Source organism: Nitratireductor sp. CH_MIT9313-5 (assembly GCF_037029545.1).
Lineage (GTDB): Bacteria > Pseudomonadota > Alphaproteobacteria > Rhizobiales > Rhizobiaceae > Chelativorans.
Window position 1 is genome coordinate 34734 of sequence record NZ_JAYMER010000017.1, and the last position, 15925, is coordinate 50658.

Annotated in this window: 13 protein-coding genes and 1 riboswitch; of the genes, 2 read left to right on the top strand and 11 right to left on the bottom strand. The window is 59.5% G+C overall.

The genetic code is table 11. The annotated features are described in order from the left end of the window. The first annotated feature begins 59 nt into the window (after nt 1-59). Nucleotides 60-1466 (top strand): NAD-dependent succinate-semialdehyde dehydrogenase, encoded by a 1407-nt coding sequence (locus WA367_RS14185; RefSeq protein ID WP_336057432.1) that lies wholly within the window; start codon nt 60-62, stop codon nt 1464-1466. Nucleotides 1467-1533: 67 nt separating this feature from the next. Here the strand turns inward: WA367_RS14185 and WA367_RS14190 are convergent, their stop codons facing one another. From WA367_RS14190 to WA367_RS14235, 10 genes are all read right to left on the bottom strand, one after another. Next, nucleotides 1534-2205 carry an SDR family oxidoreductase gene (locus WA367_RS14190; RefSeq protein ID WP_336057433.1) on the bottom strand — a complete coding sequence of 224 codons (672 nt, stop codon included), beginning with the start codon at nt 2203-2205 and terminating at the stop codon, nt 1534-1536. Nucleotides 2206-2278: 73 nt separating this feature from the next. Further along, nucleotides 2279-3793: a tripartite tricarboxylate transporter permease gene (locus WA367_RS14195; protein WP_336057434.1), complete on the bottom strand. Its 1515-nt coding sequence runs from the start codon at nt 3791-3793 to the stop codon at nt 2279-2281. Then, nucleotides 3790-4257, bottom strand: a complete 468-nt coding sequence (locus WA367_RS14200; RefSeq protein WP_336057435.1) for a tripartite tricarboxylate transporter TctB family protein — start codon at nt 4255-4257, stop codon at nt 3790-3792. The genes WA367_RS14195 and WA367_RS14200 overlap by 4 nt, the downstream gene beginning before the upstream one ends. 68 nt (nt 4258-4325) lie before the next feature. Continuing rightward, nucleotides 4326-5303, bottom strand: coding sequence for a Bug family tripartite tricarboxylate transporter substrate binding protein (locus WA367_RS14205; protein WP_336057436.1), 978 nt, complete (start codon nt 5301-5303; stop codon nt 4326-4328). A gap of 116 nt (nt 5304-5419) precedes the next feature. Further along, on the bottom strand, nt 5420-6340 hold the full coding sequence (gene kdgD / locus WA367_RS14210; RefSeq protein WP_336057437.1) for a 5-dehydro-4-deoxyglucarate dehydratase: 921 nt from the start codon (nt 6338-6340) through the stop codon (nt 5420-5422). Nucleotides 6341-6385: 45 nt separating this feature from the next. Next, a complete protein-coding gene (locus tag WA367_RS14215) occupies nt 6386-7141 on the bottom strand; it encodes a FadR/GntR family transcriptional regulator (protein WP_336057438.1) in 756 nt (251 codons plus the stop codon). A 130-nt stretch (nt 7142-7271) separates the two neighbouring features. After that, complete coding sequence (locus tag WA367_RS14220) at nt 7272-7589, bottom strand: NIPSNAP family protein (protein ID WP_336057439.1); 318 nt, start codon at nt 7587-7589, stop codon at nt 7272-7274. 88 nt (nt 7590-7677) lie between these two features. Then, nucleotides 7678-11472, bottom strand: coding sequence for a methionine synthase (gene metH / locus WA367_RS14225; RefSeq protein WP_336057440.1), 3795 nt, complete (start codon nt 11470-11472; stop codon nt 7678-7680). A 153-nt stretch (nt 11473-11625) separates the two neighbouring features. Beyond that, on the bottom strand, nt 11626-12357 hold the full coding sequence (locus tag WA367_RS14230; protein WP_336057441.1) for a Crp/Fnr family transcriptional regulator: 732 nt from the start codon (nt 12355-12357) through the stop codon (nt 11626-11628). 175 nt (nt 12358-12532) lie between these two features. Continuing rightward, complete coding sequence (locus WA367_RS14235; RefSeq protein ID WP_336057442.1) at nt 12533-12919, bottom strand: DUF427 domain-containing protein; 387 nt, start codon at nt 12917-12919, stop codon at nt 12533-12535. A 140-nt stretch (nt 12920-13059) separates the two neighbouring features. On the opposite strand from WA367_RS14235, the gene WA367_RS14240 reads away from it, so the two are divergent. Continuing rightward, nucleotides 13060-13242 (top strand): hypothetical protein, encoded by a 183-nt coding sequence (locus tag WA367_RS14240; protein WP_336057443.1) that lies wholly within the window; start codon nt 13060-13062, stop codon nt 13240-13242. 33 nt (nt 13243-13275) lie between these two features. Here the strand turns inward: WA367_RS14240 and metE are convergent, their stop codons facing one another. Continuing rightward, nucleotides 13276-15591, bottom strand: a complete 2316-nt coding sequence (gene metE, locus WA367_RS14245; protein WP_336057444.1) for a 5-methyltetrahydropteroyltriglutamate--homocysteine S-methyltransferase — start codon at nt 15589-15591, stop codon at nt 13276-13278. A 99-nt stretch (nt 15592-15690) separates the two neighbouring features. After that, nucleotides 15691-15900: riboswitch (cobalamin riboswitch) on the bottom strand. Between the last annotated feature and the right edge of the window lie 25 nt (nt 15901-15925).

Below are 15925 nucleotides of genomic sequence, written 5' to 3' on the forward strand. Positions count from 1 at the left end.
GCGGAACGGCTTTCCCCCTCTTCCGTTGGGCAAACGACAGCAATGATGGAGACCAATCGATGCCAGAGGCCGCACGCGATACCGCTGACACTCGCCACCTGACCACGCGCAATCCGGCAACGGGGGAAAAGCTGAAGGACTATGCGCTGATGAGCGATCACGAGGTGGAGGACCTGATCCAAGCCACCCACAACGCGTTCGAAAACTGGCGACGCACGAGCTTTGAGGAACGTGGCGAACATCTGCGCCGCTTCGCCGAAGTACTCCGTGAGGAGAAGGAGGAGATGGCCCGTCTCATGAGCACCGAGATGGGCAAGCTGTTCTCCGCTTCCAAAGGCGAAATCGAAGCCTGCGCGGAAATCACCGAATACACGATCGAAGAGATGAACACCTATCTGCAGGACGAGGAACGCCCGCTGCAGTCAGGCGGCAAGGGGATCGTCACCTACAGCCCCATCGGTGTCATCTATGGCATCCAGCCGTGGAACTTCCCGCTCTACCAGGTCGTGCGCTATGCCATCGCGAATATCGCGGCTGGCAACACGGTGCTGCTGAAACATGCAGCCGACGTGACCGGCTCGGCACTGAAGATCGAGGCGATGATGAAGAGGGCCGGCTTTCCGGACAATGTCTTCACCGTCCTCGTCATCGACCATGACCAGTCCGACACCGTGATCGAAAACCGCCTCGTGCGGGGCGTGACATTGACCGGCAGCCCGCGTGCAGGCGCCCATGTCGGCGCGAAAGCTGCCAAAGCATTGAAGAAGTCCGTTCTCGAGCTTGGATCCAACGACGCCTATATCGTGCTGGAGGATGCCGACCTCGAGAAAGCCGTGAAGCATTGCGTGGCGGGACGCATCTACAACAATGGGGAGACCTGCGTAGCTGCCAAGCGCTTCATCGTCGTCGATTCGGTCTATGAGAAATTCCGCGACGCCTATGTGGAGCAGATGAAGGCGGTGAAGCTAGGCGACCCCTTTGACGCAGACACCCAGCTCGGGCCGATGGTTCGCGAAAATCTGCGCGCCGACCTCCACGATCAGGTCGTGCAGTCGCTGAAGCATGGGACAAAGCTTCTATGCGGCGGCGAGATCCCAGAAGGCCCCGGCTTCTTCTACCCGGCTACAGTCCTTGAGGACGTGAAACCCGGCCAGCCGGCCTATGACGAGGAGCTTTTCGGACCCGTCGCCTCCCTCATTCGGGTGAAGGATGAGGCAGAAGCCATCAGGACCGCCAATGACAGCGTCTATGGTCTCGGCGGCGGCATCTTCACCAGTGATGTGGAGCGCGCGAAGCGCATTGCCCGCGACGAGTTCGATACGGGCATGGTCTTCATCAACGGCTTCGACCTCGCCCAACCCAACATGCCATTCGGCGGCGTGAAGGATTCCGGCTATGGCCGCGAACATGGCGGCTTCGGCATCCGCGAATTCGTGAATGTGAAGGCGATCAACATCGTCGGTTGATCATCGAAGAACAGCCGCAAAAAGCCCGGCAAGAGCGCCGGGCTTTCTCTCGTACTGTTGTGCACAGCTAGTGCGTGGGCATCAGGAATATCTCGTTGATCGTGGCGCGCTCTGGCTGCTCGAGTGCATAGACAACCGCCTTGGCAACATCTTCAGCCTGCAGCTTGTCAGGCTTGCCTTCGCTGAAAAAGGCCGTGTCCACCATGCCAGGCGCGATAACAGTGCAGCGCCCGCCCCATTCCCGCATTTCCTCGGCCATGTTGCCCGCATAGCCATGCACGAACCATTTGGTTGCGCCATAGATCGAGCCCTTGATGTGGCGGCGACCAGCAGCCGAGCCCGTCAGCACCAGATGCCCCTTGGTCTTCTTCAGATGCGGCAGCGCCACGCGTGCGGTGTAGAGCAAACCCATGATGTTGACGTCGATCATGCTGCGCCACTCTTCAGGATCACCCGCTTCGGTGCCCGGCTTGTCGAGGCCTTTCCCCGCATTGGCGAAAGCGGCATCAAGACCGCCAAAGTGATCCACGAGCCTGGCCACTGCATCTTCCTGCGCAGAAAGATCGGTTGCATCACCCGGCAGCGCCAGCGCCTTGTCGCCAAGTTCGTCAACCAGCTTGTTCAATTTGTCCTTGCTGCGGGCCATCAGGCCGACATTCCAGCCCGCCTCAGCGGCATGTCGCGCGGTCGCTTCGCCGATACCGGAAGAGGCGCCGGTGATGAAAAGGGTTTTCGTCATGAAATCACTCCTGATGGCTATTAGGTTTGAAGCCTAAAGCTAGGTGGGGCGTAGATCACGACAAGGGCGCGGCTCAGGCGGGGATCGGCTCCTTCGGTTTGCGTACGGCCATGAAGTAGAAGAACAGGCCGGTGAGCACGAGGAAGAACAGACTGTCAGGGCTCGTCAGGAACACCAACGGATTGCCGTCGCTGAGCGACAGCGAGCGCCTGAGATATTGCTCAAGGTCCGGCCCCAGGATGAAGCCCAGCAGCAGGGAGACCGTTGGATAATTTTGCTTGCGCAGGAAGAAGGCAAGAATGCCGAACACAAGTGCCAGCCCCATCTGGAAGACCGAAAAAGTCGCCACATAGCTGCCCACCAGCGCCACAACCGCAATACAGGCATAAAGCAGCCCGCGCGGTATGGACACGATGCGCACGAACCACGGCCCGAAGATGAAGAGCGTCAGCGGAATGAGGATCAGCGCACTTACGAAAAGCGAGGCGAACATGGGCGCAATCAGGTCCGTCTGGCTTTCGAGAAGCCGCGGGCCCGGCTGCAAGCCGTTGATCACGAGCACGCCGAGCACGATCGCGGTAGTCGGATCGCCGGGAATGCCGAACATCAGCATCGGCACGAATGCGCCGCCGCACATGGAATTGTTGGCCGATTCCGCTGCGGCAATACCCTCGCGGCTGCCATTGCCATATTGCTCAGGCTTGCGGGAGCGCCGCTTGGCATCCGCATAGGAAACGAAAGCTGCCATCGAGCCGCCGACTCCGGGCAGGATGCCGATGCCATAGCCCATGACCGAGCTTTTCAGATAAGTGAAGAGCCCGATCTCGCGGATCTCGCTCCATGCGGGCAGGAAGTCGCGGCGGCGGATTTTGGCAGCAGCCTCGTTCACCTGCAGCTTCAGGGAAGCGGAATGCGCCTGTGCCTGATAGAGCACTTCGGAAATCGCGAAGGTGCCGATGATGATGGGCATCATGTCGATGCCTTCCACCAGCACTTCCGTGCCGAAATTGAAGCGCGGGATCGGCTGCATGACATCGATGCCAATGGTCGCGATCATCACGCCCAGCATTGTGGCAACAACGCCCTTGGCGATCTCGCCACGCTGAACGATGATGATGACGACGAGCGCAAAGAGCACCAGCGCGAACTTGCCGGGCGTCTGGATGAGTAGCGACAGCTTGGCTGCCAAAGGCATCAGCCCCATGAGCAGTAGCGCACCGACACAGCCGCCTATCATGGAGCCAAGTGCGGCATGGCCGAGAGCATTGGCGCCCTGCCCCTTCTTCATCAAGGCATAGCCCTCGATCGCCGTCATCATGGAGGACGGTGCGCCGGGAATGTTGATGGTGGTTGCCGTTATGCTGCCGGCATACATGCCCGACATGAAGATGGAGGCGCACATGACGAGCGCCGGCACCACATCCATGCTGTAGGTGATCGGCAGTAGAAGCGCGATGGCAAGTACCGAGGTCAAGCCAGGCACGGCACCGAAAAACGTGCCGATGATGAAGCCCAGTACCATGAAACCGAGCGCTTCCGGCTGCGCCAGTGCACCGAAACCCTGCAGCACTTCGAAGAAAAAGCTCATAGCGGCAACCCTGGGAACACCGGCAGCCTGATGCCGAAGACGAAGGCGAACAGGCCGTAGAAGACAGCCGTGACGGCAAGCGCGTCAATGACGCGCCGCACCGGACGACCGGCCTGATAGGAAAAGAGTATGAAAAGCGCGAAGACGAAGAGGAAGGTGGACAGGCTGTAGCCCAGCCATTTGAAAACCCCAATATAGGCCGCCGTGGCAACGACGATGGCTGCAGGCTGGATCAGGCTCCCGCTTTCGCCACCGGTGCGCTGACGGCGTTCCTTCCAGATGATGGTGAACAAGGCGCCATACATGAGAGCAGCAGCAAGAAGCGGCAGGAAGCGCGGTCCTACGAGACCCTCGCTGAATTGCGGGCGGATCTGGAACGCGGCTGCGACATAGACAGTGGTGAGTATCAGGAGGGAGATTGGCACCCCCAGCCTGCCTGCCACACTTGATTGACTCTCCGCCATCACCGCGTCCTCCCGCTGAATGGAATCCGGGCGCCGTTGGCCAAGCCAGCGGCGCCCATAATGCAGTTCTATTTCGAGATGATGCCCTGTTCCACCAGCGCATCCATCTGTTCAAACAGCTTGGCACTAGTCTCATCGGCCCAGCCGGTAACTTCGCTCGTGCCGAGCCAGTTCGGCGTCACGCCTACATTGGCGACCCATTCCTGGAATTCGTCGCTTTCCAGAGCCTGCTTGTAGGCGGCTTCAAGCTTGGAAATGGCCTCGTCCGGCGTATCTGCAGGTGCAGCAAAGACGATGAAGCTGCCCATGCGAAGATCGAGACCGGCATCTTTCGCCGTCTGCACGTCCGAAAAGGTCGGGTTGGGCGTGTCGGAGAACTCGACCAGACCGCGCACGTCGCCATTCTCGATCAGCGAAGCGAAGTCACCGAGGCTTGTGGCAACGACATCCACCTCATCGGAGAGGATGGCTTCCTTTTGCGGAGCAGCACCACCCGGATAGGCGATGATCTTGAACTCGGTGCCGGTTTCTTCCTGCAGCTGCAGGACAGCCAGATGCAGACGCGAACCGATATTCTGGATGCCGATCTTGATCTCGCCCGGCTTTTCCTTGGCGGCCGCAACAAGCTCGTCAATCGACTGGTACGGCGTGTCTGACGCGACGATGATCGCATCCGGCTCGCTGGTTACGCGGCCGATCAGCTTCAGCTTGTCCATCTTGTAGGTCGGAAGTAGACCCTGCCACGGCACGGTGACGACGCTGTCATAGGTCAGCGCGCCGATCGTGTAACCGTCAGGCCGCGCCTTCATCACCTGCGAAACGCCCGTGGCGCTGATTCCGCCTTCTATATTCTCCACATACATGGAGGCGCCGATATTCTTCTCGGCAATGGTGGTCAGCTTGCGAACGATGCCATCCGTGCCGCCACCTGCACCCCAGGGTACGACCACGCGAATATCCTTCTCCGGATAGTCGGCCATGGCCGGTGCCGAGATTAGTGCTGCAACGGCCACCGTGGCGAGCAGTTTGAAATTTCTGGCAATCATGTCTCTCTCCCAATTGTCGCGCATTCATTGCGGCCTGTTGCGGCCAGCTTTTGCGGCAGAAGCCGCCTCCTCCCGCCAGCCTGCGCCATGACCGGCAAATTCGTATCGTCCTGTCCTCAGGCTGCCTTTCGGCCGTGCTGCATCTTCTCGATCAGACCCTGAAGCACATCACGTTCTTCTGTGGTGAGATCGGTCAGCGGCGCGCGCACCGAACCCGGCTTGAAACCGGCAAATTCGACACCGGCCTTGATGGCTGAAACCGCATAGCCCGGCTGGCGATCACGCAGCCGCGCAAAGGGGAAGAAGAAGTCTTCCAGAATGCGCTGGACCGTCGCCTTGTCGCCCGCCTGAAGCGCGGCGTAGAACTCAAGCGCCGTTTCGGGAATGAAGTTGAAAACCGCTGATGAATAGGTGGTCACCCCAGCGCCGTAATAGGGTTCGGCAAAGAGCTCATGTGTGGGCATGCCGCCGACATAGCAAAGCCTGTCGCCAAGGCGTGCCGTGATCTCCCGCACGAGATCGATGCGGCCCGTGCCATCCTTGAAGCCGATCAGGTTCGGACAGGTTTCGGCCAGCCGCTCCAGCGTCTCAGCCGAGACAACCGAGTTGTCGCGGTTGTAGACGATGACACCAAGACCGGTAGCATCGCACACCGCCTTGATGTGCTGATACAGCCCCTCTTGCGGCGCGTGGATCAGATAATGTGGAAGCAGCAACAGCCCGTCAGCACCCGCCTTTTCAGCACCGCGTGCAATCTCTTTGGCCGTCTCAGTGCCATATCCGCAGCCCGAAATGATCGGCATGTCGCTTGCCGCGGATTTTGCAGCGCGCACGGTCTCCACCACCTCGCTCGGGGTCAGGGAGAAGAACTCACCCGTGCCACCCGCGGCGAACAACGCGGCCGCATCAAACCCGCACAACCAGTCGATATGCTTCGTGTAGCTGTCGAGATTGAGCCCGTTGTCGGAATCGAAATGCGTGACCGGAAACGAGAGTAGTCCGCTGGAGATGCGTGTCTTGATTTCTTCAGGTGTCATCAATGCTGCCCCTTTGATTGAGCAAAGTCATATGATGACTTGACGCTATTGGTCAATAGACGTCGTATTATTTTCCGTAGCCGAACGTCCAAGCACCCGATAACGCTTCAGGGAACCACCCAGATGGGTACGCATGGCCTCACGCGCGCGCTGCGGATCGCGCGCATAAATTGCCTCTGCAACAGCCAGATGCTCCTGATGAAGCTGCGCATCGCGGTTTTCCCGTAGCGCCTGGATCGTCTTCTCATCCGCCAGCTTGCTGCGCGGAATGGTGCGTTTTCCCAAATGCGACAGGAAGGCTTCAAATCGGGAATTGTTGGTCGCGCGAGCTACAGCCATGTGAAATTCGAAATCTGCCTGCGCGGTAGATTTGCCGTCCTGCATCATCCGCTCAAATTGACCGAGTTGCGCCTCAATCTCGGCCTCCTGCGCCGGAGAACAGCGCTCTGCGGCCAGGCCGGCAGCCTCGATTTCAACCGAGGCACGCAGTTCAAGCTCTTCGATTATATCGGAAATCCGCCGATGCACCTCGTCGAAGAGATGCAGACCACCTGATGGCGCAGGCGGCTCCATAACGAAGACTCCGGACCCGTGACGCGATTCGACCAGTCCATCTGCCCGAAGCGCGGCGATGGCCTCGCGCACGACCGTTCGGCTAACGCCAAAACGCTCGATCAGGGCAGGTTCGGTGGGAAGCTTCGCCCCCACCGGAAAGACGCCTTGTGCGATGTCACCTCGCAATGTGTCAGCAACTTTTGCCGACAGACTGATCTTTGCTTTCGCCCCAGGCTCAATGGCCATCGAATGCACCTTGCCTCTCTGATCCGTACCTTCCGCCGATACCGGCGGTAATTGCCGCCCATATTGGAGCTACAGGATAACGGATACAATAGATGCGACGGCTATCACAAAGAAATATGATGACTTTGTGCTAACTTCCGAAAAAGGCGGTCGGCTTCAGAAGCTTGTTCGTCTGGGCGACGAGATAGCCGGCCTCGGCGGAAAGCTTCAGATAGTTCTGCCATGCAGGATCGGCCTGCATCGCCGCGCGCTTCGTTTCACGGTCAGCAGCACTTTCGTAAATCCAGACATGGACATAGGAGTTCACGTCACCGGTCTCGGTCGCAGCGTAAAGAAGCGGCTCACCCAGATGCTTGCGCTGCACAGGCCAGCCATGCTGCTCATAAAGCGCCAGATGTTTCTTGATCGTGCCCGGACGGCAAACATAAGTGCGGTGATCGTAGAGCATGACTTTCCCCCTCGTTTTCGCGCATGAAAAAGGCGCGGGGCTCGACTGGATGCGAGACCCGCGCCTTACAAGCCTGGCTCAATAGCCGCTATTCGGCAGCTGCTGCAAGCTTGCCCGGTATGTAATTGAGGATCGGCGCCAGCCAGCGCTCGACCTCCTCAAGCGGCATGTTCTTGCGTCGCGCATAGTCTTCCACCTGATCGCGCTCGACCTTGGCGACACCGAAATAGTAGCTTTCCGGATGGCCGATATAGAGGCCGGAGACAGAAGAGCCGGGCCACATGGCATAGCTTTCCGTCAGCTTCACGCCTGCCTGGTTTTCCGCATCGAGCAGACGGAAAAGCGTTTCCTTTTCAGTATGATCAGGCTGCGCCGGATAGCCGGGCGCGGGACGGATGCCAGCATATTTCTCCGCGATCAGGTCGTCATTGGAGAGTGCCTCATCGCTTGCATAGCCCCAGAATTCGCGTCGCACCTTCTCATGCATGCGCTCGGCAAACGCCTCGGCAAAACGATCCGCCAGCGCCTTCACGAGAATGGAATTGTAGTCATCATTCGCGCGTTCGAAACGCTCCGCGATGGCCACCTCCTCGATACCGGCAGTCACAACGAAACCGCCGACATAATCCTCGCACCCGCTCTCCTGCGGGGCCACGAAGTCCGACATGGCAAGGTTCGGCCTTCCGTCGCGGCGGCTAAGCTGCTGGCGAAGCGTGTAGAAGGTCGCAAGTTCCTCGGCACGGCTGTCATCGGTGAAGAGGCGAATATCGTCGCCAACCGCATTGGCTGGCCAGAACCCGATCACCGCACGCGGCCGGAACCACATTTCCTCGATGATCTGCTTGAGCATGGCTTGCGCATCGGCGAAGAGCTGACGTGCGGCCTCGCCCTGCTTCTCGTCTTCCAGTATCTTCGGATAACGTCCCTTCATCTCCCAGGTCTGGAAGAAAGGTGTCCAGTCGATATAGCGGGCGAGTTCCTCAAGGTCCCAGTCCTCGAAGGTTTTTGTGCCGATGAAGCTCGGGCGCTTGGGCTGATAGGCCGACCAATCAAGCTTCAGTGCATTTTCGCGCGCTTTTGCGAGCGGCAGACGCTGCTTGTCGGCCTCGGAGCGATAATGCGCGTCCGCGACCTTGGCATATTCCGCCCGGATCTTCTCGATATAGCCTTCGCGAATATCGTCCGAGAGCAGGTTGGAAACCACACCGACAGCACGGCTGGCGTCATTCACATGCACCACCTGCCCGCGCTCATATTGCGGGTGGATCTTCACCGCCGTGTGCACACGGCTGGTGGTCGCACCACCGATCAGAAGCGGAATGTCGAAGCCCTGACGCTCCATCTCTGCGGCTACATGGACCATCTCGTCGAGTGAAGGCGTGATGAGACCCGACAGGCCAATGACATCGACCTTCTCGTCCTTTGCCGTCTGCAGGATCTTCTCCGCGGGCACCATGACGCCGAGATCGATGATCTCGTAATTGTTACAGGCCAGCACGACGCCAACAATATTCTTGCCGATGTCATGAACATCGCCCTTCACCGTCGCCATCAGCACCTTGCCGGCCGCCTCACGCTCACCGCCGCCATTGGCGAGCTTTTCCTCCTCCATGTAAGGCAGAAGGATCGCGACCGCCTGCTTCATCACGCGGGCGGATTTCACCACCTGCGGCAGGAACATCTTGCCCGCGCCGAACAGATCACCAACCACATTCATGCCCGCCATGAGCGGACCTTCGATGACGTGCAGTGGACGCTCGGCCTGGAGGCGTGCTTCTTCCGTATCCTCGTCGATATATTCGGTGATGCCGTTCACCAGCGCATGTTCAAGGCGCTTTTCGACCGGCCATTCGCGCCAGGTAAGGTCCTTCTCGCGCCCTTTGGACCCACCTGAACCGCGATAGCGTTCGGCAATCTCCAGCATGCGCTCGGTCGCAGTGCCGCCATCCTTGGGCTGGCGATTGAGAACGACATCCTCGCAAGCCTCGCGAAGCTCCGGATCGATCTGGTCATAGACCGCAAGCTGTCCGGCATTGACGATGCCCATATCCATGCCCGCCTTGATGGCATGGTAGAGGAATACAGCATGCATCGCCTCGCGCACGGGCTCGTTGCCGCGGAAGGAGAAGGAAAGGTTCGACACACCGCCCGACACATGCACATGCGGCAGCGTCTCGGTGATCTCGCGGGTCGCCTCGATAAAGTCGACGCCGTAATTGTCGTGCTCCTCGATACCCGTTGCCACGGCGAAGATGTTAGGGTCGAAAATGATGTCTTCTGGCAAAAGCCCGGCTTTTTCGGTGAGTATCTTGTAGGCCCGGGTACAGATCTCGACCTTGCGCGCCTTTGTGTCGGCCTGCCCTTCCTCGTCGAAGGCCATGACGACAACGGCAGCGCCATAGGCACGGCAAAGCCGCGCATGCTCCAGAAACTGCTCTTCGCCTTCCTTGAGCGAGATCGAATTGACGATCGCCTTGCCCTGAATGCACTTCAGGCCTGCTTCGATCACCTCCCATTTGGAGGAGTCCACCATGATCGGCACGCGGGCAATATCCGGCTCGGCGGCGATGAGGTTGAGGAATTCCACCATCGCCTTCTTCGAGTCGATGAGGCCCTCATCCATGTTGATGTCGATGATCTGCGCCCCGTTCTCCACCTGACTCAGCGCAACTTCGAGCGCGGTCGCATAGTCGGCATTGGTGATGAGCTTGCGGAATTTGGCCGAGCCCGTGACATTCGTCCGCTCGCCCACATTCACAAACGGGATGTCGTCGGTAAGCGTGAATGGCTCTAGACCTGAAAGGCGCAATTGCGGCTTCTTCTTCGGCACCTGGCGCGGCTTCTTATCCGCAACGGCCTGTGCAATCGCGCGGATATGCTCCGGCGTTGAGCCACAGCAGCCGCCCACCACATTGACCAGTCCTTCATCGGCAAAGCCCGCTACCTGCGCGGCCATGAATTCCGGGCTCTCGTCATATTCGCCAAAGGCGTTGGGCAGACCCGCATTCGGATAGGCGCAGGTGAAGGTGTCGGCCGCGCCTGAAAGCTCTGCCATGTGCGGACGCATCGCTTCAGCACCCAGCGCACAGTTCAAGCCCACGGTGAAGGGCTTCGCGTGACGGATCGAGTGCCAGAACGCCGTTGGCGTCTGGCCGGAAAGCATGCGGCCGGAAAGATCGGTGATGGTGCCGGAAATCATGATCGGCAGACGCACGCCCTTCTCTGCAAAGATTTCCTCGCAGGCGAAGATGGCAGCCTTCGCATTCAGCGTGTCGAAGATCGTCTCGATCAGGATGATGTCGGAGCCACCGTCGATCAGGCCGCGCAACTGCTCACCATAGGCAATGCGAAGCTCGTCAAAGGTGACGGCGCGAAAGCCAGGATTGTTGACGTCAGGCGAAATGGATGCCGTGCGGTTAGTCGGCCCCAGCGCACCGGCAACAAAGCGCCGCCTGCCATCCTTCTGTTCCGCCCGACGGGCTGCACGCTTGGCAAGCCGCGCGCCATCGCGGTTCAGGTCGTAGACAACCTCTTCCATGCCGTAATCGGCCTGGGCGATGGAGGTGGAGGAGAAGGTGTTCGTCTCCAGAATATCCGCGCCGGCAATTGCATAGTCGTAGTGGATATCCTCGATCGCCTTGGGCTGCGTGAGGATTAGAATGTCGTTATTGCCCTTCTGGTGGCACTCGCAGCCCATGAAGCGTTCGCCGCGGAACTGCTCTTCATCCAGCTTGAGGCTCTGAATCTGCGTCCCCATCGCGCCATCCATAACGAGGATGCGCTCGCGGGCAGCTTCTTCCAACGCGGCGAACACATCCGATCCGTCGGATTTCGCGGCAACAGGGCCGAAGAGTTCATCAAGGGCGGACGGATTCTCAGACACGGAACTTCCTCTCGTCGATTTCGCCGAGCCATCACATAAAGATATCTTTATGTCAACATGCGGTCATGCGAGACATGCCATCGCGTGCGGCATCTGGCCCTGCTCATCCAATATAGGCGAGGAAGCAGGCAACAGACAGGCAAGTGCCGGAAATCAGCGCGGCTCCTGCCACAGATTGAGATAGCGCGGGTCGAACTCGCACATCTCGGCCAGACGGTCGAAGTCGACAATCCGCACGCGCCGGTCGCGCCATTCGACAAAGCCGGTCGAGCGTAGATTGGCGAGCGTCTTGTTCACATACACGGTGGACATGCCCAACATGTCGGAGATCATGGCTTGAGTAGGCGGAAAATCGAAACTGTCGCCCTCGATCACGCCGACCGCGCGCAGTCGCGTATAGAGCTCGCACAGGAGATGCCCCATCTGCTGCTCCGCGCTCATCCGCCCAAGCGATACGATCCAGGCCCGCTGGATGGCGGCATCGACCAGCGTCGTATGCCACAGCAGGCGCGTGAGATGCGGATGCGTCTCGGTGAGACGCCGCAAATTGATATGCGGCACAAAGGCTGCGCGGCAGGGTCCGACCGCAATCACCGCATGGTCCATGACTTTCAGCAACATGCTGTGCAGGTCAACAAAGTCACCGGGAATATGGACGGCTGATATCTGGCGCTTGCCATTGGCCAGATACTGAGCACGTGCGGCGAAACCCTCCACGATCAGGCAGGCTTCCTCGGGTCGCGAATCCTCGGCAACAAGTTCCTCGCCGGAAGCAAAGCTGCGCATGCGGGCGGGCAAGGCGATGATGGCCTGCCGCTCTTCATCGCTCATGTGGTCATGCCGCTCCAGCATATTGATCAGAAAGGATCGCTCATCCTTGTTCACCGTGCCCACCCCACCCGCTATCGTTTTTTCTGCTTCATGCGCAGGATCGTCAGCCTAGTTGTGGCGATCTGCTTTGTCCAAGAAGCACTTACAGTGGGGCATGCGCAAATGGAAAGCCGTCAAGCTTGCGCTCGACGGCCTGAACAACAAATTTTGGCACTCAACTCCCGTGCAGTCATTCCGTATCCGGAACGTGGCGCGGACTGTCGATGGGCGCGGCCTCGATATCCACCTTGTCAGGATCAAAGGCCCCATAGCCCGCTATCTGCCGTACATCCTCATGTGGCGTTTCATAAGCCCACATCACGTCATCAGCAGCCTCGCCCACCGCCTCTACACTCCAATAGGAAGCATCGCCCTTGAAGGGGCAGGTCGTGGTGGTCGCGCTCTTGCGGAAGAAGTCGAAATAGATGTGATCGAACGGCACGTAGAAGACAGGCTTGTGACCTTCCTCCTCAAGCACCAATGCCTTCTCGGTCGAAGCCACGACGGCGTCGGAGAAGAAAACATTGACCGTGCCGTCATAAGGGCGAATGGAAATGCGGTCTGATGTAGCGCTCATCGTCATACCTCGCTTTAGCTTGCCAGAGGAACGGCACCCACGCGCATTAGGTTCCGGAGGGAACCACCCGACAACCGCCCGCATTGTTCCCGCATGCACGGCGGCGCCAAAGCCGTCCTAATCCCTGACAGGAGCAAGGCGTGATACATTCAAGCAATTTCCTGTGGCTTCTGACAGTCGCAGGCGGTCCGATCATTCTGGGTATTGCGGTGATCTACGCCGTGATCCGTCGCCGTCGGTTGAAAGCCAGCGAAAAGCTGCGTCAGCACGAGGGAACGGAGCGGCTCTATCAGGACGACCCGACCATGCCACCCCGGCATTGATGAGCGGATGCTCAATCGCACCCGCCCTTGATGTTACGCCGACAAGCGCAGCTTCCTTGCGGCCGCTACCATATTGGCAAGTGCGGGCCGCACTTCCTCCCATGCCCGCGTTTTCAAACCACAATCCGGATTGACCCAGATCTGCCAGGGTTTGAGGTTGCTCTTGGCCTTGTGCAGAAGTTCGGACATTTCCTCAGCCGATGGTACGCGGGGGGAGTGAATATCGAAGACGCCCGGACCGATACCCTTCCCATAGGCATGGCCGGAAAAGGCTTCCAAAAGCTCCATGCGTGAGCGGGAGGTCTCGATCGAGATCACGTCGGCGTCCAGCGCTTCGATGGCCTCGATGATATCGTTGAACTCCGCATAGCACATATGGGTGTGGATCTGCGTCTCAGGTGCCACACCGCTGGCCGCAAGACGGAAACACTCTACCGCCCAGTCCAGATAGTGCTGCCATTCTCCCCGCTTCAAGGGCAGCCCCTCGCGCAGCGCAGGCTCATCGACCTGAATGACGCTGATGCCGGCGGCTTCCAGGTCCTGCACCTCGTCACGCAGCGCCAGCGCGATTTGTCGGCAGGTCGTCTCCCGTGGCACGTCATCGCGCGGGAACGACCATTGCAGCATGGTCACCGGCCCCGTCAGCATGCCCTTCACCGGCTTGTCCGTCAGCGATTGTGCGAATTTCGCCCCGTCGACGGTCATGGGTTCCGGCCGCGAGACGTCGCCGAAGATCACCGGCGGGCGCACATAACGCGAACCATAGCTCTGCACCCATCCATGCCGGGTGAAGGCATAACCCGAAAGCTGCTCACCAAAATACTGGACCATGTCATTGCGCTCGAATTCGCCGTGCACGAGCACATCCAGCCCCACCTCTTCCTGCCAGCGAATGGCCGCTTCCGTTTCTCGACGCAGATAATGAACATAGTCTGCAGTACCAAGCTCACCGCGCCGGTGCGCCGCCCGCGCTTTCCTCACCTCAGCCGTCTGCGGGAAGGAGCCGATCGTGGTTGTAGGAAACGAAGGCAGGCCAAGCGCCGCGTTCTGCAATTTTCGACGCGTCTCGAAATCGAGGCTGCGCCTGGCCATTCCCGCCGTGACTTGCGCAAGACGAGCCGCAACGGCCTGACTGTGCACTTTCGCCGATCTGCGTCGCGCCTCAAGCGCGCGGGTGGCCGCCTCAATTCGCTCGCCAACACGTCCCGCCTCGCCGGAAAGCGCCGCTTTCAGCACGCCAAGCTCCTCGATCTTCTGTAGAGCGAAAGCCAGCCAGGTCTTCAAATTCGCATCAAGCTCGGTCTCAAGCTCCAGATCAATCGGCACATGAAGAAGCGAGCAGGAAGGTGCGATCTGCACAGCCCCCTCACGCTCTTTCACAACCGGTTCCAGCCGCTCGATGAGGCGCACAAGATCCGCCCGCCACACATTGCGCCCGTCAATGACACCCAAAGACAGCACTTTCTCCGGGTGAACCGCATCCAGAACTGCCTCAAGCTGATCGGGAGCACGCACCAGATCAACATGGACGCCATCGACGGGGAGCGTGGAAACGACTGCGAGATTTTCTGCCAGCCCGCCGAAATAAGAGGCAAGCATGATCTTCGGCGCATGTTTGGTGGCAAGCGCACCGAACCCAAACGCATAGGCCTCGCGCTCATGCTCCTGAAGATCGAGCACAAGGCATGGCTCGTCGATCTGCACCCATTCGGCTCCCGCTTCCCGCAAACGCGCCAGAAGCTCGGTATAGACCGGCAACAATCGCGGCAGCAGGTCTAGCGGGTCACTTCCATCAACGCTTTTGCTGAGTTTCAGAAATGACACGGGTCCAAGCAGTACGGGCCGCGTCTGGATGCCCAACGCCCGGGCTTCCAGATATTCTTCAACCGGCTTGTCGCCGGCCAGAGCAAACCCTTGTCCGGCGTGTAGTTCCGGCACCATGTAATGGTAATTCGTGTCGAACCACTTGGTCATCTCAAGCGCTGCAACGCCGCCATCGTGAGAATGCCCGCAGGCGTGGCGCTCAGCACCTGTACTGCCGCGCGCCATGGCGAAATAGGTCGCCAGTGCACCGCCCGCTTTAACCTGCTCGAAGCGCTCAGGCACCGCGCCCACGGTCACCGCCATGTCCAGCACATGGTCATAGAGCGAAAAATCATTGGACGGGATGACATCCACCCCTAGTCTCTGCAGGCGCCTCCAGTTTTCTGCGCGCAATTCTGCCGCCCTTGCGAGAAGTTCGGCCTCGGTCAGCTTCCCCGACCAGAAGCCCTCCAAGGCGAATTTCAGTTCTCGCCTGGCGCCTATGCGCGGCAAGCCCAGTGCTGCAATCTTGATATTTCCAGACATTTCAAACCCCGGTCTGTCGGGACGGGGTTGTGACGGAAAGGCAAAAGCGCACGGCAACGGATGGCCGCAGCGCAAACCCTCACCGGGACACCCCGCCCGTGGTTGTGATGCGCCGTGGCAGGTCTCCTGGCTTGCGGGTCATCGCCCCTGCCCGCCTTCCCGCGCTATCGCGCAGTGGCATGATGGACAGGCGCTCTCCGCCTACAGTTGCGGGGGCAGCCGCGGAATTGCCGTCACCGGCGCACCGCATTCCCTCTTGGCCGAAACATGGACCATCCATGCCTCGGAACCACGACAGGCGCAGCTTCGCCCGAAGCCGCGCCTGTGTCAATGT

Bases quoted from the DNA above. Each gene is read 5' to 3' on its own strand.
- WA367_RS14185 (WP_336057432.1), top strand. From the start codon at position 60: ATGCCAGAGGCCGCACGCGATACCGCTGACACTCGCCACCTGACCACG.
- WA367_RS14190 (WP_336057433.1), bottom strand. From the start codon at position 2,205: ATGACGAAAACCCTTTTCATCACCGGCGCCTCTTCCGGTATCGGCGAA.
- WA367_RS14195 (WP_336057434.1), bottom strand. From the start codon at position 3,793: ATGAGCTTTTTCTTCGAAGTGCTGCAGGGTTTCGGTGCACTGGCGCAG.
- WA367_RS14200 (WP_336057435.1), bottom strand. From the start codon at position 4,257: ATGGCGGAGAGTCAATCAAGTGTGGCAGGCAGGCTGGGGGTGCCAATC.
- WA367_RS14205 (WP_336057436.1), bottom strand. From the start codon at position 5,303: ATGATTGCCAGAAATTTCAAACTGCTCGCCACGGTGGCCGTTGCAGCA.
- kdgD (WP_336057437.1), bottom strand. From the start codon at position 6,340: ATGACACCTGAAGAAATCAAGACACGCATCTCCAGCGGACTACTCTCG.
- WA367_RS14215 (WP_336057438.1), bottom strand. From the start codon at position 7,141: ATGGCCATTGAGCCTGGGGCGAAAGCAAAGATCAGTCTGTCGGCAAAA.
- WA367_RS14220 (WP_336057439.1), bottom strand. From the start codon at position 7,589: ATGCTCTACGATCACCGCACTTATGTTTGCCGTCCGGGCACGATCAAG.
- WA367_RS14235 (WP_336057442.1), bottom strand. From the start codon at position 12,919: ATGAGCGCTACATCAGACCGCATTTCCATTCGCCCTTATGACGGCACG.
- metE (WP_336057444.1), bottom strand. From the start codon at position 15,591: ATGTCTGGAAATATCAAGATTGCAGCACTGGGCTTGCCGCGCATAGGC.